Raw genomic sequence first — 20,313 nt, 5'->3', positions numbered from 1 at the left:
AGCGCAGGATTTGTGAAATCGCTCCGTGCTTGGTTGAATGCGTCCCGACGAGAAAGGAAAAGGCATGAGCGAGAACGCGATCTGGGCCGCCTACGAGAAGCGTCTTCTGCGCGTCTCCGCCTATATCTACGAGCATCTGGATGAGGATCTCGACCTCGACAGGCTCTCGGACATCGCCTGCCTTTCCGCCCATCACTGGCATCGTGTTTACCGTGCTGTGCACAACGAGACGCTGGCAACGACCGTCCGGCGGCTCCGCCTGCACCGTGCGGCGGGCGATCTGGTGAAAAGCGACCGCTCGGTCCGGGACATCGCCGCGCGCTGGGGTTATCCCAACCTGCAATCCTTCACGCGCACCTTCGCGGCTGGCTATGGCATGCCGCCGGCGCGCTACCGCAAGGAGGGCCCCCATCGCGCTTTCGAACCCGAACACGGCAAGGAAACGTCCCGCATGTATGATATCGCCATCCGCACCATTCCCGAACAGACGCTGCTCTCGATTCCCCATACCGGGTCCTACATGGGCATCGGCAAGGCATTCGAGGCGCTCTACGGCGCCCTGTTTTCCCGCAACCTCTTCACGCCCGACATGCGCATGATCGGCCTCTTCCTGGATGATCCCGATCTCGTGCCTGAGGAAAAGCTCCGCTCCTATGCCTGCGTCACGGCGGATGCCAATGTCCCGGCGGACGCGCCGCTCGAACGCCGCACGCTGGCCGGCGGTGACTACGCCGTGCTGCGCCACAAAGGCCCCTATGCCGATATGGGCGCGGCCTATCGCTGGCTCTACGCCACCTGGCTGCCGGCTTCCGGCCGCTCGATCCGCGACGAGGTTATGTTTGAGGCCTATCTCAACAACCCGCGCGACGTGCCGCCGAATGAACTGATCACGGAAATCTGCCTGCCCTTGCAGCCGGCGATCGAGGCCGCGGCCTGAGCTACGGGGGGTGAGCTTGGGGCCGTGACGTTGTTTGTCTCGGCCTCCCATCCTCACAACGTCATTCTCGGGCTTGACCCGAGGATCCACCCCACAAGCGTTGTGCTCGCCGCATGAATCCTCGCGTCAAGCCTGAGGATGACGAAGGAGAGGCAGTTGTCGGTTATTAGGTAGCTTTCGCCGCCCCGAGCTGGCGATGCATCTCTTCATCATCGATCGCCTTTGCTCTTAGGCAGGCGGGGCGATCCTTCAGGCGGTCCCAATAGACCTGATATTCCGGACGGGCCTCCAGGGTGCCGAATTGCAGGCCCCAGCTGATATGCGCGCCGACATAGACGTCCGCGGCAGTGAAGCTGTCGCCCGCGATATAGGGCGTGCGGCTGACGGCATAGGACAGCGCGTCCAGCACCGATTCGTAGCTGCCGCAGCCGATGCTGCGCTCACGCTCTTTCGGAACGGCAATGCCGAAGCCTTTCAGCGAGACCGCCATTTCCACTGGGCCGGCGGCGAAGAACATCCAGCGGTAATAATCGGCGCGCTGGCTGGTTGGCGGGGCAAGGCCGGCTTCGGGGAAGGCGTCGGCCATATAGGCGCAGATGGCGGCGGCTTCCGTTACCACGGTTTTGCCGTGAAGGATGGCCGGCACCTTGCCCATCGGGTTGACCGCAAGATAATTCGGCGCCTTCATCGAGCCTTCATAGGTCAGCCATTCCGTGCGGTAGGGCGCGCCGACCTCCTCCAGCATCCAGCGGGCAATGCGCCCGCGCGACATCGGGTTGCTGTAGAAAACAAGCTCATCGGCCATGATGTCCTCCTCGAACGGCGAGGGGGAGAATAGGGCGCGGCAGGGAGGCCGCAAGCCTGCGCACAAGAAAAAGCCCGGCGCGATGGACGGGCTTTCTCAGTGTTTTCAGGCTCAGGCCGCCATGGCCTTGCGCAGGTTTTCGTCGATCTTGTCGAGGAAGCCCGTCGTGGAGAGCCACGGCTGATCGGGACCGATGAGGAGCGCGAGGTCCTTGGTCATGAAGCCCGATTCGACGGTATCGACGCAGACGCGTTCCAGCGTTTCGGAGAACTTCGCCAGTTCCGCATTGCCGTCGAGCTTGGCGCGGTGGGCAAGGCCACGGGTCCAGGCGAAGATCGAGGCGATCGAGTTGGTCGAGGTTTCCTCGCCCTTCTGGTGCTGGCGGTAGTGGCGCGTCACCGTGCCGTGCGCGGCTTCGGCTTCGACGGTCTTACCGTCAGGCGTCATCAGAACCGAGGTCATCAGGCCGAGCGAGCCGAAGCCCTGGGCCACGATGTCGGACTGCACGTCGCCGTCATAGTTCTTGCAGGCCCAGACATAGCCGCCGGACCACTTGAGCGCCGAAGCGACCATGTCGTCGATCAGGCGGTGTTCGTACCAGATCTTCGCTTCCTTGAACTTGTCGGCGAATTCGGCGTCGAAGACCTGCTGGAAGATGTCCTTGAAGCGGCCGTCATAGACCTTGAGGATGGTGTTCTTGGTCGAAAGATAGACCGGCACCTTGCGCTGCAGGCCGTAATTGAACGAGGCGCGCGCGAATTCGGTGATCGAATCGTCGAGGTTATACATGCCCATGGCGACACCGGCGGAGGGGGCGTCGAACACGTCGTATTCGATTTCCTTGCCGTCTTCGCCGACGAACTTCATCGTCAGCTTGCCCTTGCCGGGGAACTTGAAGTCGGTGGCGCGGTACTGGTCGCCGAAGGCGTGGCGGCCGACGATGATCGGCTTGGTCCAGCCGGGAACGAGGCGCGGCACGTTCTTGCAGATGATCGGCTCGCGGAAGATGACGCCGCCGAGGATGTTACGGATCGTGCCGTTCGGCGACTTCCACATCTTCTTCAGCTTGAATTCCTCGACGCGGGCTTCATCCGGCGTGATCGTTGCGCACTTGACGCCGACGCCGTGCTTCTTGATGGCGTTGGCCGCATCGATCGTCACCTGGTCGTCAGTGGCGTCGCGGTTCTCCATGCCGAGGTCATAGTATTCAAGGTCGACATCCAGATAGGGATGGATCAGCTTGTCCTTGATGAACTGCCAGATGATGCGCGTCATCTCGTCGCCGTCGAGCTCGACGACGGGGTTGGCGACCTTGATCTTTGCCATGGGGAGCCTCGTGCTTGTAGGGGCGGAACGCCCCGGATCGTGGACTTCAAAAGAACCGATTGGCCCTATAGCATCCGGGACCCGGAAGGCAAAGCCAACGAAGGAATGAGGCGGTTTATTTTCGTTGCGATGCGGAATAACTTTTGCCCGAATTCCGTTTCAGGAAGGTTCGCTCGCGGGGCCCGTCCGGGTGGCCGCCATCCCATGGAGAATATCATGTCGCGTTTCGGTCTCGTGGCGCTCGCCGTCCTCTTTCCCGTCGCCGTGCACGCCGCCGATTTCAAGGCGCCCGTCACGGAGATCATGTCGGCGGCGACCAACAACTGGCAGGACATGGGCACCGACAGTGACACGCCCCCGCCCTATGTCGACTATTTCAGCGACGATTTCCTGAAGCGGCTCTACAGCAAGGATTTCGTCACGAAATACCGTGCGGCGGCGAAATTCCCGGCCTATGACGATGGCGGCTCGCCCTTCGACTACGACCCGATCATCGGCGGCCAGGATGGTTGCGCGCTGAAGGATGTGAAAACCACTGAGGGCCAGCCCGCCAATGGCGCGGAAGACGTGACCGTGAGCTTCGACAACAGCCATTGTTTCGGCGAGCGCGCGCCCGACTGGAAGCCGGAGACGCTGGTCTTCAAGATGATCGAAGAGGATGGCCATGCCGTCATCGACGATATCGAGCGTCCCAGCTTCGAGGATGGCGCGTCGCTCAAGAAGGAAATGGTCGAGATCGCCGAAGCCGGTGCCAATGGTGGCAATGTGGAAGCGCCCGAAAGCGCTGAATAGCAGCGGATGCTTTTCATTTCCGGCCGTTTATGCCAGTGAGGCGCCAACTTTCTAGGGAAAATTTGGCATGGCAGGCACGAACAGCGAACGCACGATGATCGCCGAAGGACCGGCGATCATCCTCGTTCATCCGCAACTCGGTGAAAATATCGGCATGGTGGCGCGTGCCATGGCGAATTTCGGCCTGGCCGAACTGCGCCTCGTCAACCCGCGTGACGGCTGGCCGAGCGAGAAGGCGATCTCCGCCGCCAGCAAGGCCGATCACGTCATCGAGGCGGCAAAGGTTTATGCCTCGCTGGAGGAAGCCGTCGCCGATCTCGAATTCGTCTATGCGACGACGGCGCGTGACCGTTACGGCTACAAGGAAGTTCGCTCGCCGGTCGTGGCAGCGGACGATCTGCGCGGCCGCTTTCGGGCGGGTGAGAAGACAGGCATCCTCTTCGGCCGCGAGCGCACCGGCCTCACCAACGAGGAGATCGCGCTGGCCGACGAGCTGGTGACCTTCCCGGTCAATCCCGCTTTCGCTTCGTTGAACCTCGCCCAGGCCGTGCTCCTCATGAGCTACGAATGGATGAAGAGCGGTCTCGCCTCCGTGGAGGATACGCCCTTCGATGCGCTGCCGCAGCGCCCGGCCAAGAAGGAAGAACTGCAGGGCCTCTTCGACCATGTCGAAGAAACGCTCGATGCACGCGGTTATTTCCGGCCTGCCGAAAAAAAGCCAAAACTGGTGGAGAACCTGCGCGCCATCCTCACGCGTCCCTCCTTCAGCGGTACGGAGATCCAGGTCTTGCGCGGCATCATTTCCTGCCTCGATCGTTTTACAAGGGAATCGCCGCGCGGCGTGACCAACCCCAACCGAACCCGCAACCGCCGGCCTAAAGAGCCCCGTGACCTTGACGAATAGCGCCAAGCCTATCCTCATGTTCGACAGCGGCATTGGCGGCCTCACCGTGCTGCGCGAGGCCCGCGTGCTGATGCCCGAGCGGCATTTCATCTACGTTGCCGACGATGCGGGCTTTCCCTATGGCGGCTGGGAAGAGCCGGCGCTGAAGACGCATATCATCGCGCTCTTTGGAAAACTCCTGAACGAGCACAATCCGGAAATCTGCGTCATCGCCTGCAACACGGCCTTCACGCTCGTCGGCAGCGATCTGCGCGCCGCATTCCCGCATATGCCATTCGTCGGCACGGTGCCTGCCATCAAGCCCGCCGCCGAGCGCACCCGCTCCGGCCTCGTCTCGGTGCTCGCCACCCCCGGCACGGTCAAGCGCGCCTATACGCGCGATCTCATCCAGTCCTTCGCCACGCAATGTGACGTGCGCCTCGTCGGCTCGGAAAACCTCGCCCGCATGGCCGAGGCCTATATCCGCGGCGAAACGCTGTCCGACGAGGCCGTGCGCGCCGAAATCATTCCGTGTTTCGTCGACGAAATGGGCCGCAAGACCGACATCGTCGTGCTCGCCTGCACGCACTACCCTTTCGTCGCGAACCTCTTTCGCAAGCTCGCCCCATGGCCCGTCGATTGGCTCGACCCCGCAGAAGCCATCGCCCGCCAGGCCCGCCGCCTCGTGCCGCCGCTGGAAACGCTGGCACCGGGTGAGGACATCGCCGTCTTCACCTCCGGCAAGCCGGATTTTGCGACACGACGTCTGATGCAGGGTTTTGGTCTACGCGTCGTCTGACGCGGCTTTCCCTGTGGGTTTTTCAAAAGCCGCGCGTGACGGCGGCTCGTTTCGTGTTAGGGCTTGCCGGATGTCCGGTGGCGGCTGGGCGAATCGCACATTTCAGGAACGAGGAACGGGATGAAGGTCGGCATCGACATGGGAACGGTGCAAGGCGGCGCACCGGCCAAGCTCGATATCGAGGAACTCTTGGCAACGCGCCTGCTGGTGCAGGGCAATTCGGGCTCCGGCAAGTCGCATCTTCTGCGCCGCCTGCTCGAACAGTCCGCACCCTGGGTGCAGCAGGTGATCATCGACCCCGAGGGTGACTTCGTCACGCTGTCCGATCGCTTCGGCCATGTCGTGGTCGATGGGCAGCGCACGGAAGCCGAGCTTGTCGGCATCGCGACCCGTATCCGCCAGCATCGTGTCTCATGCGTGCTCTCGCTCGAGGGCCTCGAGGCTGACGAGCAGATGCGCGCTGCCGGCATTTTTCTCAATGCCATGTTCGATGCGGACCGAGACTACTGGTATCCGGTGCTTGTCGTGGTCGACGAGGCGCAGCTCTTTGCGCCTGCCGTCAGCGGCGAGGTCTCGGAAGAGGCGAGAAAACTCTCGCTTGGTGCGATGACCAACCTGATGTGCCGTGGCCGTAAGCGCGGCCTTGCCGGCGTCATCGCCACGCAGCGCCTTGCCAAGCTCGCCAAGAACGTTGCGGCCGAAGCCTCGAACTTCCTGATGGGCCGTACTTTCCTCGATATCGACATGGCGCGCGCCGCCGATCTGCTGGGCCTCGACCGCCGGCAGGCGGAAATGTTCCGCGACCTGCCGCGCGGTTCCTTCGTGGCGCTGGGTCCTGCGCTGTCGCGCCGCCCGCTGCCGGTGACGATTGGCGCCGTCGAGACGTCCGCGCGCTCGACCAGCCCCAAGCTGATGCCGCTGCCGGATGCGCCGCAGGATGTGGAAGACCTGATCTTCACGCCCGATCCGGAAGAGTTTACCCGCCCGCTCGTGCGCCGCGCGCCGCCGGCGCCGCGACCGACGACGGATATCCTTGCCGAACTTTCCCGCGCACGCCCCGAGCCGGTTCAGACGGAAACCAAGGCGCCCACGCCGGAAATCTCCGCCGAGGAGCGCGAAGGTCTGCTCGATCAGGCACTTGCCGAAATCCTCAGCAATCCGGAAGCGGCCTTCCGCGCCGATGCCGAACTGTTCCAGGATTTTCTCGTGCGCTGCCGCATCCGCCGCGTACCTGGCGCACCGCTTTCCCTTCCGGCGTTCCGCCGCAAGATGGCGGTGGCGCGTTCCGGCGTCGATGCCGAGACAGCGGCCACCGAGATCTGGGGCAGGGCGCTTGAGCTGTCGCGCAATGTTACCGAGGACTTGCAGGGCGTGTTCCTGCTCGTTGCCCAGACGGCAGTACGCGGGCTTGCCTGCCCGTCGGACGCCCGCATTGCGCGCGCCTACGGCACGCATTCGGCTCGTCGTGCGCGTCGTCTGCTTGGCTATTTCGAGGAGCAGGGGCTGGTCGTCGTGCACAGCGATCTCGCCGGCCACCGCATCGTCGCCTTCCCGGATCTCGGCTGCGAGACCTTGCCGGGCGACGCCAACGGGCCGGACCTTGTCGATTCCCACCGCGATGCGGCGGAATAGGCGGATTTTCCGGGCTTTGTTCGTTGACAGTTTCGTAAAACTCGCCTAATGACCCCGCCAACGCCGGGCAGAAATGTCCGGTGTTTCATTTGACATGTCCCGTGGATTCTCCGGTCGCGATCGTGAGAAGCCTGTCGGAACCCGAAAGGTTCAGAGGAGGGCGTGTTTCCTTGAGCCGGTCCGGCAACGGGCAGGCCATAACAAGACTTAGAGGAAATGCGATGAGCAAGCGCGCTGCATCCAAGTACAAAATCGACCGCCGCATGGGCGAAAACATCTGGGGCCGTCCGAAGTCCCCGGTCAACCGCCGCGAATACGGCCCGGGCCAGCACGGCCAGCGCCGCAAGTCCAAGCTTTCGGACTTCGGTGTCCAGCTCCGCGCCAAGCAGAAGCTGAAGGGCTACTATGGCGATATCCGCGAGAAGCAATTCCGCGCGATCTTCGCTGAAGCCGAACGCCGCAAGGGCGACACCCCGGAAAACCTGATCGGCCTGCTCGAATCGCGTCTGGACGCGATCGTCTACCGCGCCAAGTTCGTTCCGACGGTTTTTGCTGCCCGTCAGTTCGTCAACCACGGCCACGTCAAGGTCAACGGCGTCCGCGTCAACATCGGTTCCTACCGTTGCAAGCCGGGCGACGTCATTGAAGTCAAGGAAAAGTCCAAGCAACTCGTCACGGTTCTCGAATCCGTTTCGCTGGCTGAACGCGACGTTCCGGACTACATCGAAGTCGATCACAACAAGATGGTTGCGACCTTCGTTCGCATCCCGGTTCTCTCCGACGTGCCCTACGCCGTCGTCATGGAACCGCACCTGGTCGTCGAATTCTACTCGCGTTAATTCGCGGTCGACACCTTGCGCAATCTGGAAAAGCCGCCAAGAAATTGGCGGCTTTTTCTTTGGGGAAAATGACGAATGGATCTGCAGGGCATCATCGAAGATATCCACGCCACGCTGTTGCCACGGCGCGGCGAGGGCAAGGTGGCGAACTACATTCCCCAGCTCGCCCATGTGGATCCGGAAAAATTCGGCATGGCCGTGGTGACGGTCGACGGCGACGTGCATCTCGTCGGCGATGCGGAAGAAGCGTTCTCCATCCAGAGCATTTCCAAGGTCTTCACGCTGACGCTGGCACTCGGCAAACATGGCGAATCGATCTGGAAGCGCGTCGGTCGCGAACCCTCGGGATCGGCCTTCAATTCCATCGTCCAGCTGGAACAGGAAGGCGGCATCCCGCGCAATCCTTTCATCAATGCCGGCGCCATCGCCATCACCGACCTCGTGCTCGCCGGCCACACGCCGAAGGAGGCGATCGGCGAGGTCGTGCGCTTCCTGCGCTATCTGGCGGACGAAGACGACATCATCATCGACCAGGCCGTGGCGCGCTCCGAGCAGGCGACGGGTTTTCGCAATTTCGCGCTCGCCAATTTCATGCGCTCCTTCGGCAAACTCGATCATGCGGCCGAACTGGTGCTCGGCGTCTATTTCCATCAATGCGCACTCGCCATGAGCTGCCGGCAGCTCGCCAAGGCGGGCCTGTTCCTTGCCAATAGCGGCACCAACCCGCTGACCGGCCACCGCGTCGTCTCGCATCTTCGGGCGCGACGTATCAACGCATTGATGCTGACCTGCGGCCATTATGACGGTTCCGGCGATTTCGCCTATCGTGTCGGCCTGCCCGGAAAAAGCGGCGTCGGCGGCGGGATTCTGGCCGTAGCGCCCGGAAAGGCGTCCGTTGCCGTTTGGTCGCCCGGCCTCAACGACAACGGCAACTCGCTCATCGGCTCGCTGGCGCTCGAAATGCTGGCGGCGCGCACTGGCTGGTCGGTCTTCGGGGCTTGATTGTGCCGCCGGTTCGGGGCATTGCAGGCCCATGACCTTGGCATTCGCTGAAACCGACGACGACACATCGGACGATGGCCGCCATCCGCTCTTTGCGGATGCGCCTTCGAGTGTGTCGTTCAACAAGCTGCGCAAGCGCCTGCTTCGGCAGGTGCGGCAGGCGATGGACGATTTTTCCATGCTGAAGGGCCAGAAGCGCTGGCTCGTCGGTGTCTCCGGCGGCAAGGACAGCTACGGCCTGCTTGCGCTTCTGATGGACCTGCAATGGCGCGGTGTGCTGCCGGTCGAACTGATCGCCTGCAATCTCGACCAGGGCCAGCCGAATTTTCCAAAACATATCCTGCCCGAATATCTGAAATCGATCGGCGTCAAACACCGCATCGAATACCGCGACACCTATTCCATCGTGAAGGAGAAGGTGCAGGCGGGGGCGACCTATTGTTCGCTCTGCTCGCGGCTCAGGCGCGGCAATCTCTATCGCATCGCCCGGGAGGAGGGCTGTGATGCGCTGGTGCTCGGCCACCACCGGGAGGACATTCTCGAAACCTTCTTCATGAACTTCTTCCATGGCGGGCGGCTGGCCGCCATGCCGCCGAAGCTCTTGAACGACGAAGGCGACCTGATGGTACTGCGGCCGCTCGCCTATGCGGCGGAGGACGATCTGGCGAAGTTCGCAACAGCCATGCAGTTCCCGATCATCCCCTGCGACCTCTGCGGCTCGCAGGACGGTCTCCAGCGCAATGCGATGAAGGCGATGCTGGCCGATATCGAAACGCGCATGCCCGGCCGCAAGGATGCCATGCTGCGCGCGCTTGGCCATACCAATCCGTCCCATCTTCTCGACCCCAAGCTTTTCGATTTCTCCTCCCTCGAAACGGTAAAAAGCAATGACGATTGACATCAATGCCCTGGCGCTTGTGCTTGCACAGGCCGCCGAAGCGGAAATCCGCCCACGCTTTCGTGCGCTCGCCAAAGGCGACGTTCACACCAAGGCCGACGCGAACGACCTCGTGACGGTCGCGGACGAAGCGGCGGAACGCTTCATTAAGCGCGAGGTTGCCGCGCAGTTTCCGGGCGTGCTGTTCGTCGGCGAGGAATCGGTTGCGGCTGATCCGGCGCTGCTTTCGAAGCTCGGCGATGCCGAAACGGCCATCGTCGTCGATCCGATCGATGGCACGTTCAATTTCGCGTCCGGCGTGCCGCTCTTCGGCGTCATGGCGGCGATCGTCTCCGGTGGCGAAACCGTTGGCGGCATCATCTACGATCCGATGGGCGACGATTTCGTCATGGCTGAAAAGGGCAGCGGCACCTGGCAGACCGGCGATCACCGCCCGGCCGTCAAGCTGAAGGCACGCGGCGGTGCCGCACTAGAAGACCTGACCGGCATGGCTTCCACCAGCTTCCTTGATCGCGACCGCCGCGCGCGCATCCTGTCGAACCTCGCCAAGGTGGCCTTCGTCTCGAACTATCGCTGCGCCGCGCACGAATACCGCACCTTCGCCGGCGGCCACCTGCATTACCTCATGTACAACAAGCTGATGCCCTGGGATCACCTGGCCGGCACGCTGATCGCCCAGGAAGCCGGCGCCTACGCCGCCCGTTTCGATGGCTCGGCCTACAAGCCGCACCACACGGAAGGCGGCCTGTTGGTCGCACCGGACAAAGACACTTGGGAACTGCTGCGCCGCGAAGTGTTTGTTGACTAAATGGACGCTCTTCAACGGAAAAGGCCCGGCTGCCAATGGCAACCGGGCCTTTTTTGTCTACGAACCTCTCCTCCGTCATCCTCGGGCTCGCCCCGAGGATCCATGTCACAAACTCAACACGTGCCGTGAGATGTGGATCCTCGGGGCGAGCCCGAGGATGACGGAGAGTTGGTCGCCTGTCTCAAACCGGCTTGTTATGCGCCTGGAACAACTTTCCGCGCTCGGCAATCAAAACGAAGATCAGGCCGATGATCGAGAGCGTGAAGAAGCCCGTGACCAGCGGCAGCGCCGTGCCGTTGAACGACTGCCCAATGATCGCGCCGATGATCGTACCGCCCGCCGTGCCCATGAAACCGAGCACCGAGGAGGCGGTGCCGGCGACGTGGCCGAGCGGTTCCATGGCGAGCGAGTTGAAGTTCGAGCCGATCCAGCCGAACTGGAACATCGATAGCGCAAACAGCACGATGAAGATCGGGAAGGGCACATGTCCCGGCCAGATCAGCGTCAGAACGAGCCACAGCGTGTTGACCGTCAGGAAGCCCATCAGGGCGCCGTGCGACAGCTTGCGCATGCCGAACCGGCCGACGAGGCGGGCATTGACGAACGACGACAGCGCCATGAAGGCGGCGACGGCGGCAAACGCGACCGGGAACCAGACGCCAAGGCCGTAGATGCCGACGTAGATCTGCTGCGCTGAGTTGATGAAACCGAAGAGCGCCCCGAAGATGAAGGTGCTCGCCAGTGTGTAACAGAGCGCCACACGGTCAGTCAGAACGATGCGGAAGCCGCCGAGGACCGAACGCACCGTAAAGGGGCGAACGTCGTCTTCATGCAGCGTTTCCGGCAGGCGGACATACATCCAGGCCCAGACGGCGAGTGCCACGACCGCCATGAAGGCGAAGATCAGGTGCCAGTTGCCGAACAGCATGACAACCTGGCCGATGCCCGGCGCCATGACGGGGATGACCATGAAGACCATCATGATCAGCGACATGACCTCCGCCATCGCGCGCCCGCCAAATATGTCGCGGACGATCGAGACGGTGATGACGCGCATCGCCGCCGAACCGATGCCCTGGATGAAACGCACGGCGAGCAGCGCGGCAAAGCTCGGCACGAAGATCGCCGCGATCGACGAGACGACATAGATACCCAGCCCGACGAACATCGGCATACGACGGCCGAAGCGGTCGGAGATCGGGCCGTAAAGCAACTGCGCGAAGGCGAAGCCGATCAGATAGGCCGAGATGACATATTGCCGGTGGTTCTCGTTTTCGACGCCAAGGCTGGCGCCGATTTCCTGGAGACCGGGTAGCATGATGTCGATGGCTAGCGCATTGAGCGCCATGAGGAACGCCATGAGCGCGATGAATTCTATCTTGCCCATGCCTTTGAGGCGCTGGGCCGATTCAGGGGAAAGTCCAGACATATCAATTCATTCCATAAATGAGATAAGGCGCCGCTGGGATGCGGCGCCTTTGAAAAGCTTGCCGGTCGGAAGACCGTGAAGCGTCAGGCAGCGCCCTTGATCGAAATACCCTGTTCCTGAAGGTGAGACTGCAGCTCGCCCGACTGGAACATTTCACGCACGATGTCGCAACCGCCGATGAATTCACCCTTCACGTAAAGCTGCGGGATGGTCGGCCAGTTGGAATAGTCCTTGATGCCCTGGCGGATGTCGGCATCGGCGAGCACGTTGATGCCCTTGTAGTCCACGCCCACGTAATCGAGGATCTGCACGACCTGACCGGAGAAGCCACACTGCGGAAATTCCGGCGTGCCCTTGAGGAACAGGACGACGTCGTTGGTCTTCACTTCGTTGGCGATGAAATCTTGGATGCCGCTCATAGTCGTATTCCCTAGCAAATCGGCTTCAAGGGCCGATGCGATGAACCATGCGCCCTAGATAACAACCTCGGGTGACAAATGCCAGAAGTCCCTCAGGAAAAAATACGGGGGGTTGCCTTAGCAAATCCTGGGTGTTGCGCCGTTGCCGCGCCTATTGCGTGCCGTCGCAGCGGCTCGCGCCGGTCGCCGTCACGTTGCCGTCGGCGAAATCCAGCGTCTTTTCGACCGTGATGACCGTGCCGAAACCGTTTGCCTGAAACTCCGCGAAGCCGGGGCAGGTGTCGGGCGTACCCTCGACCGTGCGTTCCCAGAAGGTGAGCTTGCCGCTCTGAACCTCGAAGGCATCGGACGGCGCATCGAGCAGCACTGTGCCTTCGTCCAGGTCGTGCACGACGACATCGCCCTGCGGGCCTGTCGAGCGGCTCAACACCAGTATGTTGCCTTCCAGCGCGTAGAACCACAAGGGATCGCCAGGTTCGCCGATCACGTCGTCGGCCTCGTTCGCATCGAACCGGCAGGTTGACGCAGCATCCGGCTCAAGAGCCGTGACGGCGATCTGCGCGCCCGGTTCTTCGTCATAGAGTTTTACGGCAACGCGATAGCTGTCGCTGGAATGGCACTCGACGTCCTGCGCTGCCGCGGGCAGGGCGAGGAGGGACAGGCCAAGCGAGAGAACGACGAGACGCATGGCGGGACCTTGGCTGGATCAGCGGTTACGCTGGGCCGAACGACTGGCCGCCGTGCGCCGGCGGCTCGTCTGTTTGCGTGGGCGCTTCGCCGGCTTTTTCGTCGGCTTCAGCGCAGCCTCGAGGATATCGCCGAGGATGCCGCCGGAAGCCTTCTTGCGCGTCGTCGCCTTGCGGCGCGTGCGCTTGGTGGTCGTGGTCTTGCGCACGCCGGTCTTCTTCAGCACCTCTTTGAGGGCTGCATCAACGACACCGGAGACGAGCTGGTCGAGAAGGCCGGCCATCACGGATTACTCCGGAATGGAGGTCTGGAGGGCGAGGGCATGCAAAACGCCGCCCATATTGCCCTTCAATGCGTCGTAGACCATCTGGTGCTGCTGCACGCGGGTCTTGCCGCGGAAGGCTTCCGCGACGACCTCGGCTGCATAATGGTCGCCGTCGCCGGCAAGATCGCGGATGACCACCTTCGCTCCGGGAATGCCGGATTTGATGAGGTCTTCGATGTCGCCGGGTGACATGGCCATGAAACTGCTCCCTTATTTATTCTGCGGCGGCAGCGGCGGTGCCGTTGCCATCCATGAAGTCAGGGAACCACGATTCATGGGTGTTGCGCAATTGCTCAATCGGCAGCGAGAACAGGCCATCCACGGCCAGTGCATCGCCGACGACCGTGCCGAGGCGGCGGAACGGCACGCCGGCACCTTCCGCATTGGCGCAGACGAAGTTGGCGAGATCGGCGGAAACCGCGAGCACGTAGCGGGCCTGGTCTTCACCGAAGAGCAGCGCATGCGCCGGGCCGTTGGATTCGGAGAGATCGACCTTGGCGCCCTTGCCGGAGGCCATGACCATTTCGGCAAGCGCGGTCGCGAGGCCGCCTGAGGAAATGTCGTGGCAGGCCGTGACCTGACCGTTGCGGATAGCCGAGCGCACGAAATCGCCATTGCGGCGTTCGGCATGCAGGTCCACTTCCGGCGCCGGGCCATCGATCTTGCCGATGACGTCGCGCAGATAGACGGACTGGCCGAGATGGCTGCCGTCGGTGCCGATGAGGATCAGGTGATCGCCATCCTTGGCGCCGCCGATCTTGGCCATGACCGACCAGTCAGGCAGCAGGCCGACGCCGGCAATGGTCGGGGTCGGCAGGATCGCGATGCCGTTCGTCTCGTTGTAGAGCGAGACGTTGCCGGAGACGATCGGGAAGTCCAGCGCGCGGCAGGCTTCGCCGATGCCCTGGATCGCCTTGACGAACTGGCCCATGATCTCGGGCTTTTCCGGGTTGCCGAAGTTGAGGTTGTCGGTGGATGCGAGCGGCTCGGCGCCGGTCGCCGTGATGTTGCGCCAGCATTCGGCGACAGCCTGCTTGCCGCCTTCGAATGGATCGGCCTCGACATAACGCGGAGTGACGTCGGAGGAGAAGGCGAGCGCCTTGGAGGCATGCCCTTCGACGCGCACGACGCCGGCATCGCCGCCGGGGATCTGCAGGGAATTACCCTGGATCAGCGTGTCATACTGCTCGTAAACCCAGCGGCGGCTGGACTGGTTCGGCGAGCCAACGAGCTTCAGCACGGCCTCGCCGTAATTGGCGGGCTCTTCCACCAGATTGGCCGGCAGCGGTGCGGGCTTGCCCGGTTCACGCCAGGGGCGGTCGTATTCCGGCGCTTCGTCGCCCAGTTCCTTGATCGGCAGGTTTGCGACTTCCTCGCCCTGGTGCAGGATGCGGAAGCGCAGGTCGTCCGTCGTATAGCCGACGATGGCGAAGGCGAGGCCCCACTTGATGAAGATCGCCTTGGCGACCTCTTCCTTGGCCGGCTCGAGAACCATGAGCATGCGCTCCTGGCTTTCCGACAGCATCATTTCATAAGCCGTCATCTGCTCTTCGCGGACTGGCACGAGATCGAGGTTCAGCTCGATACCGAGGTCGCCCTTGGCGCCCATCTCGACGGCCGAGCAAGTGAGGCCGGCGGCACCCATGTCCTGGATGGCGATGACGGCGCCGGTCTGCATCAGTTCAAGGCAGGCTTCCAGCAGGCACTTTTCGGTGAAGGGATCGCCGACCTGCACGGTGGGGCGCTTCTCTTCGATGGACTCGTCGAATTCCGCCGATGCCATGGTTGCGCCGCCCACGCCGTCACGGCCGGTCTTGGCGCCGAGATAGACGACCGGCAGACCGACGCCCTTTGCTTCCGAGAGGAAGATGGCGTTCGACTTGGCAAGGCCGGCGGCAAAGGCGTTGACGAGGATGTTGCCGTTGTAGCGCGGATCGAACTCGACTTCGCCACCGACTGTCGGAACGCCGAAGGAATTGCCGTAGCCGCCAACGCCGGCGACGACGCCGGAGACGAGGTGGCGGGTCTTCGGATGGTCAGGCGCGCCGAAGCGCAGCGCGTTCATTGCCGCGACCGGGCGCGCGCCCATGGTGAAGACATCGCGCAGAATACCGCCGACACCGGTCGCCGCACCCTGATAGGGCTCGATATAGGACGGGTGGTTGTGGCTCTCCATCTTGAAGACGACGCAGTCGCCGTCATCGATATCGACGACACCGGCGTTTTCGCCCGGACCCTGGATGACGCGCGGACCCTTGGTCGGCAGCGTGCGCAGCCAGCGCTTGGAGGATTTGTACGAGCAGTGCTCGTTCCACATGGCCGAGAAGATACCAAGTTCGGTGAAGGTCGGTTCGCGGCCGATCAGCGAGAGGATGCGGTCGTATTCATCCGGCTTCAGCCCGTGGGCGGCAATCAGCTCCGGGGTGATCGGGCGGGTGTTCGAAATGGTCATCGTCGCTCGTCTTGTCGTGGAGGGCAGGATTGCCGTCTCTTTAACCCAAGCCGACTGTCAGCGCGACAGGAAAATGACGGTGAAACACAGGCAAACGCGGCTTTCAGGCCGGGCTGTCATACCCCGTCGGGCCGTTTTCGAGCAGCCGCCGAAGCCGCATCAGGCCGCCGACGACCGCCTCGCGTTCCGTCGGTGAGGAGAGGCCGATGCGCACGCGATGAAATGTCTTTTCCGAGCGGCCCGCTTTGAACTCGTCCTCATCGTCGATGAGGATGTCTTCGGCAAACGCTGCCTGTCTGAAGGTGCCCGACAGCCAGGGATCCGGCAGCTTCAGCCAGAGGAACGGCACGCGCGGATGCGAGTTGAAATCCAGCCCTTCGAAGATGTTGCGCGCATGCGCCTCGCGGATGCCGACCTCCTCGGAGACTTTCGCGCGGATGGTATCGGCCATGCCCGACAAAACGAGGCGGGCGGCAAGCTCGGCGAGCAGGAAGGGCAGGCCGCCGCTCACCATCTTGTGGGCGATGCGCACGCGCTGCGCCAGATGCGGTGGGCAGGCGATCCAGCCGCCGCGCACGCCGGCCGCCACACTCTTCGACAGCCCGCCGACGAGGAAGGTGCGCTCCGGTGCGATTTCGGCGAGCAACGGAATGTCGTCATTGGCCGTCGCGCCATAGAGATTGTCCTCCACGAGGAAGACATTGTGCCGCTTGGCAATGGCGACAATGGCCCGGCGGCGCTCCTCCGGCATGGTGACGAGCGTCGGGTTCTGGGCGCCGGACATCAGGAAGGCGAGCTTGGGGTGCTGCTGGACGCAGATTCGCTCGAAATCCTCGGGGATGACGCCATGCGCATCCGAATCGACCAGTGCCGTCTGGCGGCCGAGCAGGGCGGTGCCGCGGCTGACCTGAGAATAGGTGACGTGTTCGAAGACGATGCGGTCGCCCGGCGCCGTGATGACCGACACGGCAGCGATCACGGCGGCATGCGCCCCGAGCGTCGGGACGATGCTTTCCTGCGCCGGCTGCCAGTCACCACGCTTCAGCCATTGGCGACCGGCCTCCAGCCAGTGCGCCGGGAAATTCCGTGTATAGCTCGAAATCTCGTTCGGTTGCTCGCGACAGATGGCCGAGAGGATATCGGTGACAATGGCCGATTGTCCCACATCCGTGGCGGCCGTCGTGTCGAAGCGCAGCTTACCGGGCGGTGCATTGGTGGCGCGGGTGCCGACAAGGCGCGCGCTGATCGGGTCGATGCCCGAGGCCGCATCGTCATTGTCGGGCGAGCCCAGGACATAAGTGCCACGCCCAACTTCACCACTCACGAGACCGCGCTCGCGCACCATGCTGTAGGCGCGGCTGACCGTACCGATTGTCACCCCGATATCATAGGCGAGATTACGCTGCGGCGGCAGTTTGCTGCCGGAGGCGAGGGTGCCGGTGTTGATGGCCTGTTCGATCTGGTCAGCGATGCGGACATAGAGCGGGCCGTCGGAGGCCTGTAGATTGGGAAGCCAATTTGTCATGGTGGCAATTCTTATATTGCACCGTTCTGAAAGTCAATTATCTCCTGAATGCACCGATTGTCACGCTCCCAGTGACCTTTCAGGAGGCAGTTTCATGGCAATTGATACAATTTTCGTCCAGGGCGACATCGAGCACTCGCGTTCCACTCGTGGATTGTTTCATCGAGCATGGCTTGCCGTGCGGGCATGGTGGCTGAAGCGCCGCACGCGTCAGGCCCTCATCGAGATGACGGAGGATCAGCTGCGCGATATCGGGATCACCCGCAGCGAGGCCCAGCGCGAGATCGGCAAATCGTTCTATTGGGACTGAGGACGCCTCAGCAGCCCTTACCACCCGCCGCCCAGCGCTTGACGTCGGTCGCGATACGCGCACCGACGGCTTCGCCCATCAGCGGTCCGAAGGCATCGAGCTTTGCAGGGCTGCCTTCCGCCTGCACGACGAGCAACGGGCGTGACTCCGGGGAGTTGCGGTGCACGACGAGAATGCGCGGCCGGCCGGAGAAGGAATTCAGTTCCGGCGCGAGACGGTAGGCCTTGAAGGCCGGGTCACCCGATTTGAACCAGCAGCTGTTGGCGCCGAGCGCCACGCGTTCCATGGTCGGAAGTGCGCCGCCATTGGCCTTCGGCGGCGGCGTCTTCGTCTGGCAAGCAGCCAGCGCCGCAACGGCAACGAGCGGCAGGAGAAGCTTGGCAGAGAGACGAGGGCGCATGGAAAGCCTTTCGGGTTTGGACATGCGCCCTTGATAACGACGCCGGGTTAAGCAGCGATTACGTCAAGCACGGAAGCGAAAAGGCCGCGGCCGTCGGAACCGCCATGGGCGGCCTCGATGAGGTTTTCCGGGTGCGGCATCAAGCCCAGCACGTTGCCCTTGGCATTCATCACGCCGGCAATGTCGTTGAGCGAGCCGTTCGGATTGGTGCCGTCGGCATAGCGGAAGACGACCTGACCGTTGCCTTCGATGGCAGCGAGCGTCTCGGCATCGGCGAAGAAGTTGCCGTCGTGGTGGGCGACAGGGCTGCGGATGATCTGGCCCTTGTCATAGGCGCGGGTGAAGTCCGTCTCGGCATTCACCACTTCCAGCTTCACTTCGCGGCAGACGAATTTCAGCGAGGCGTTGCGCATGAGGGCGCCTGGCAGCAGGCCTGCTTCCAGCAGGATCTGGAAGCCGTTACACACGCCCAGAACCTTCACGCCGGCTTCCGCCTTCGCCTTGATCGCCTGCATCACCGGCATGCGTGCGGCGATGGCGCCGCAGCGCAGGTAATCGCCATAGGAGAAGCCGCCGGGGATGACAATAAGATCGACATCCGGCAGGTCCGTTTCCGTCTGCCAGACAGTGACCGGTGCGGTGCCGGAAATCTTGGTCAGCGCCGCGATCATGTCGCGGTCACGATTGAGGCCGGGGAGCTGGACGACGGCGGACTTCATGGGTGTGGTTCAAACCTTGCCTGGGCCTCGGCGAGTTCACGCAGTTCGAGGCGTTTTTCGATATGGTCGAGACGCTTGTCCATGTGGGCCAGGCGCGAGTAGATGTGGTGAACGTCCTGCTGGACTGTAACGATCGCTCCTCGCGTCGTGATCATCTCACTGCGAAGATCGGAAAGCCCGATGTCCAATTTGTCCATTCGGGCAGGAATGCTTTTCAGCACCCCGTACAGCAGTTCGTTCGTGACATCTGCCATTGTCTATATCCCTCAACCGTCAGGCGAGGGCGATAGTATAATTCTCGATTACCGTGTTGGCCAGAAGCTTCTCGCACATGGCCTTGAGGTCGGCTTCGGCCTTGGCACGGTCGGCCGTGGCGAGCTCGAGATCGAACACCTTGCCCTGGCGGATGCCGCCGACGCCGTCGAAACCGAGGCTGCCGAGCGCGCCTTCGATGGCTTTGCCCTGCGGGTCGAGAACGCCGTTCTTGAGCGTGACCGTTACGCGTGCCTTGATCATGTCTTCCTCTTCAAACCAAAATCCCAAGCGCCGGGCGGGCGCAATTATTTCACCAGAACCGGGCCGGTACCGCGCGGAGGCTCGTTCTCGTTGATGATGCCGAGACGGCGTGCCACTTCCTGATAGGCTTCGACGAGCCCACCGAGATCGCGGCGAAAGCGGTCCTTGTCCATCTTTTCCTGCGTGGCGATATCCCACAGGCGGCAGCTGTCGGGCGAGATCTCGTCGGCGATGATGATGCGCATCATGTCGCCCTCGAACAGGCGGCCGCATTCGATCTTGAAATCGACGAGCTGGATGCCGACGCCGAGGAACAGGCCGGAGAGGAAGTCGTTGACGCGGATGGCGAGCGCCATGATGTCGTCGAGTTCCTGAGGGCTTGCCCAGCCGAAGGCCGTGATGTGTTCTTCGGAGACCATCGGGTCTTCGAGCGCATCGGCCTTGAAGTAGAATTCGATGATCGAGCGCGGCAGCACGGTGCCTTCCTCGATGCCCAGGCGTTTGGACAGCGAGCCGGCGGCGACGTTGCGCACGACGACTTCGAGCGGGATGATCTCGACTTCCTTGATCAGCTGCTCGCGCATGTTCAGGCGGCGGATGAAGTGGGTGGGGATACCCATCTTGTTCAGCTGCGTGAAGAGGTACTCGGAAATCCGGTTGTTCAGCACACCCTTTCCGTCGATGATGTCGTGTTTTTTCTTGTTGAAGGCGGTCGCATCGTCCTTGAAGAACTGGATCAGCGTGCCCGGCTCGGGACCCTCATAAAGGATCTTGGCCTTGCCCTCGTAAATACGGCGGCGACGGTTCATG

The 20,313-nt window shown here is 62.6% G+C and carries 24 protein-coding genes; 10 read left to right on the top strand and 14 right to left on the bottom strand.

The features are described 5' to 3' along the window. Positions 1-64: 64 nt before the first annotated feature. Positions 65-937, top strand: a complete 873-nt coding sequence (locus MUU55_RS02030) for an AraC family transcriptional regulator (protein WP_244759093.1) — start codon at positions 65-67, stop codon at positions 935-937. Between the two features lie 166 nt (positions 938-1,103). Here the strand turns inward: MUU55_RS02030 and MUU55_RS02025 are convergent, their stop codons facing one another. Next, complete coding sequence (locus tag MUU55_RS02025) at positions 1,104-1,742, bottom strand: glutathione S-transferase family protein (RefSeq protein WP_244759092.1); 639 nt, start codon at positions 1,740-1,742, stop codon at positions 1,104-1,106. A 111-nt stretch (positions 1,743-1,853) separates the two neighbouring features. Further along, positions 1,854-3,068: an NADP-dependent isocitrate dehydrogenase gene (locus MUU55_RS02020; RefSeq protein WP_244759091.1), complete on the bottom strand. Its 1,215-nt coding sequence runs from the start codon at positions 3,066-3,068 to the stop codon at positions 1,854-1,856. 216 nt (positions 3,069-3,284) lie between these two features. Here MUU55_RS02020 and MUU55_RS02015 point away from each other — a divergent pair, with 216 nt between their 5' ends. From MUU55_RS02015 to MUU55_RS01980, 8 genes are all read left to right on the top strand, one after another. Beyond that, on the top strand, positions 3,285-3,860 hold the full coding sequence (locus tag MUU55_RS02015) for a hypothetical protein (protein ID WP_244759090.1): 576 nt from the start codon (positions 3,285-3,287) through the stop codon (positions 3,858-3,860). A gap of 67 nt (positions 3,861-3,927) precedes the next feature. Beyond that, complete coding sequence (locus tag MUU55_RS02010) at positions 3,928-4,764, top strand: RNA methyltransferase (protein ID WP_244759089.1); 837 nt, start codon at positions 3,928-3,930, stop codon at positions 4,762-4,764. Between the two features lie 16 nt (positions 4,765-4,780). Next, positions 4,781-5,542 (top strand): glutamate racemase, encoded by a 762-nt coding sequence (gene murI / locus MUU55_RS02005; protein WP_244759846.1) that lies wholly within the window; start codon positions 4,781-4,783, stop codon positions 5,540-5,542. 120 nt (positions 5,543-5,662) lie between these two features. Continuing rightward, on the top strand, positions 5,663-7,174 hold the full coding sequence (locus MUU55_RS02000; RefSeq protein WP_244759088.1) for a helicase HerA domain-containing protein: 1,512 nt from the start codon (positions 5,663-5,665) through the stop codon (positions 7,172-7,174). A gap of 221 nt (positions 7,175-7,395) precedes the next feature. Next, positions 7,396-8,013, top strand: a complete 618-nt coding sequence (gene rpsD, locus MUU55_RS01995) for a 30S ribosomal protein S4 (RefSeq protein ID WP_117366213.1) — start codon at positions 7,396-7,398, stop codon at positions 8,011-8,013. A 75-nt stretch (positions 8,014-8,088) separates the two neighbouring features. After that, complete coding sequence (locus tag MUU55_RS01990; protein ID WP_244759087.1) at positions 8,089-9,015, top strand: glutaminase; 927 nt, start codon at positions 8,089-8,091, stop codon at positions 9,013-9,015. A 31-nt stretch (positions 9,016-9,046) separates the two neighbouring features. Then, positions 9,047-9,913, top strand: a complete 867-nt coding sequence (gene ttcA, locus MUU55_RS01985) for a tRNA 2-thiocytidine(32) synthetase TtcA (protein WP_244759086.1) — start codon at positions 9,047-9,049, stop codon at positions 9,911-9,913. Continuing rightward, positions 9,903-10,721, top strand: a complete 819-nt coding sequence (locus MUU55_RS01980; protein ID WP_244759085.1) for an inositol monophosphatase family protein — start codon at positions 9,903-9,905, stop codon at positions 10,719-10,721. The genes ttcA and MUU55_RS01980 overlap by 11 nt, the downstream gene beginning before the upstream one ends. Before the next feature lie 181 nt (positions 10,722-10,902). Here the strand turns inward: MUU55_RS01980 and MUU55_RS01975 are convergent, their stop codons facing one another. The 7 genes from MUU55_RS01975 to MUU55_RS01945 form a co-directional block, all read right to left on the bottom strand. Continuing rightward, positions 10,903-12,108 carry a multidrug effflux MFS transporter gene (locus tag MUU55_RS01975; protein WP_244759845.1) on the bottom strand — a complete coding sequence of 402 codons (1,206 nt, stop codon included), beginning with the start codon at positions 12,106-12,108 and terminating at the stop codon, positions 10,903-10,905. A 125-nt stretch (positions 12,109-12,233) separates the two neighbouring features. Next, on the bottom strand, positions 12,234-12,569 hold the full coding sequence (gene grxD, locus MUU55_RS01970; RefSeq protein WP_244759084.1) for a Grx4 family monothiol glutaredoxin: 336 nt from the start codon (positions 12,567-12,569) through the stop codon (positions 12,234-12,236). Positions 12,570-12,720: 151 nt separating this feature from the next. Then, positions 12,721-13,257 (bottom strand): hypothetical protein, encoded by a 537-nt coding sequence (locus MUU55_RS01965; protein ID WP_244759083.1) that lies wholly within the window; start codon positions 13,255-13,257, stop codon positions 12,721-12,723. 18 nt (positions 13,258-13,275) lie between these two features. Beyond that, positions 13,276-13,539: a hypothetical protein gene (locus MUU55_RS01960; RefSeq protein ID WP_244759082.1), complete on the bottom strand. Its 264-nt coding sequence runs from the start codon at positions 13,537-13,539 to the stop codon at positions 13,276-13,278. 6 nt (positions 13,540-13,545) lie between these two features. Next, on the bottom strand, positions 13,546-13,779 hold the full coding sequence (locus MUU55_RS01955) for a BolA/IbaG family iron-sulfur metabolism protein (protein ID WP_244759081.1): 234 nt from the start codon (positions 13,777-13,779) through the stop codon (positions 13,546-13,548). 16 nt (positions 13,780-13,795) lie between these two features. Continuing rightward, positions 13,796-16,033, bottom strand: a complete 2,238-nt coding sequence (purL, locus tag MUU55_RS01950) for a phosphoribosylformylglycinamidine synthase subunit PurL (RefSeq protein WP_244759080.1) — start codon at positions 16,031-16,033, stop codon at positions 13,796-13,798. Positions 16,034-16,136: 103 nt separating this feature from the next. Beyond that, positions 16,137-17,558 carry an aminotransferase-like domain-containing protein gene (locus MUU55_RS01945; RefSeq protein WP_244759079.1) on the bottom strand — a complete coding sequence of 474 codons (1,422 nt, stop codon included), beginning with the start codon at positions 17,556-17,558 and terminating at the stop codon, positions 16,137-16,139. A gap of 94 nt (positions 17,559-17,652) precedes the next feature. Between MUU55_RS01945 and MUU55_RS01940 the strand changes: the two genes are divergently transcribed. Then, positions 17,653-17,868 (top strand): DUF1127 domain-containing protein, encoded by a 216-nt coding sequence (locus MUU55_RS01940; RefSeq protein ID WP_244759078.1) that lies wholly within the window; start codon positions 17,653-17,655, stop codon positions 17,866-17,868. 7 nt (positions 17,869-17,875) lie between these two features. Here the strand turns inward: MUU55_RS01940 and MUU55_RS01935 are convergent, their stop codons facing one another. Genes MUU55_RS01935 through purC form a run of 5 tightly spaced genes read right to left on the bottom strand, consistent with a single transcriptional unit; the run spans position 17,876 to position 20,312 of the window. After that, positions 17,876-18,268 carry a hypothetical protein gene (locus MUU55_RS01935; RefSeq protein WP_244759077.1) on the bottom strand — a complete coding sequence of 131 codons (393 nt, stop codon included), beginning with the start codon at positions 18,266-18,268 and terminating at the stop codon, positions 17,876-17,878. Between the two features lie 47 nt (positions 18,269-18,315). Continuing rightward, positions 18,316-18,987, bottom strand: a complete 672-nt coding sequence (gene purQ, locus MUU55_RS01930; RefSeq protein WP_244759076.1) for a phosphoribosylformylglycinamidine synthase subunit PurQ — start codon at positions 18,985-18,987, stop codon at positions 18,316-18,318. Further along, positions 18,984-19,241 carry a hypothetical protein gene (locus MUU55_RS01925; RefSeq protein ID WP_244759075.1) on the bottom strand — a complete coding sequence of 86 codons (258 nt, stop codon included), beginning with the start codon at positions 19,239-19,241 and terminating at the stop codon, positions 18,984-18,986. The genes purQ and MUU55_RS01925 overlap by 4 nt, the downstream gene beginning before the upstream one ends. Positions 19,242-19,260: 19 nt before the next feature. Next, positions 19,261-19,503, bottom strand: coding sequence for a phosphoribosylformylglycinamidine synthase subunit PurS (purS, locus tag MUU55_RS01920; RefSeq protein ID WP_117366198.1), 243 nt, complete (start codon positions 19,501-19,503; stop codon positions 19,261-19,263). Positions 19,504-19,547: 44 nt separating this feature from the next. Continuing rightward, entirely contained in the window at positions 19,548-20,312 is a 765-nt protein-coding gene (gene purC / locus MUU55_RS01915) for a phosphoribosylaminoimidazolesuccinocarboxamide synthase (protein WP_244759074.1), read from the bottom strand. Between the last annotated feature and the right edge of the window lies 1 nt (position 20,313).

Origin of the sequence: Shinella curvata, assembly GCF_022899935.1 — a bacterium.
Taxonomy (GTDB): domain Bacteria; phylum Pseudomonadota; class Alphaproteobacteria; order Rhizobiales; family Rhizobiaceae; genus Shinella; species Shinella curvata.
The sequence above is the reverse complement of the archived record's forward strand: the minus strand, read 5'-3'. Positions and strand labels throughout refer to the sequence as shown.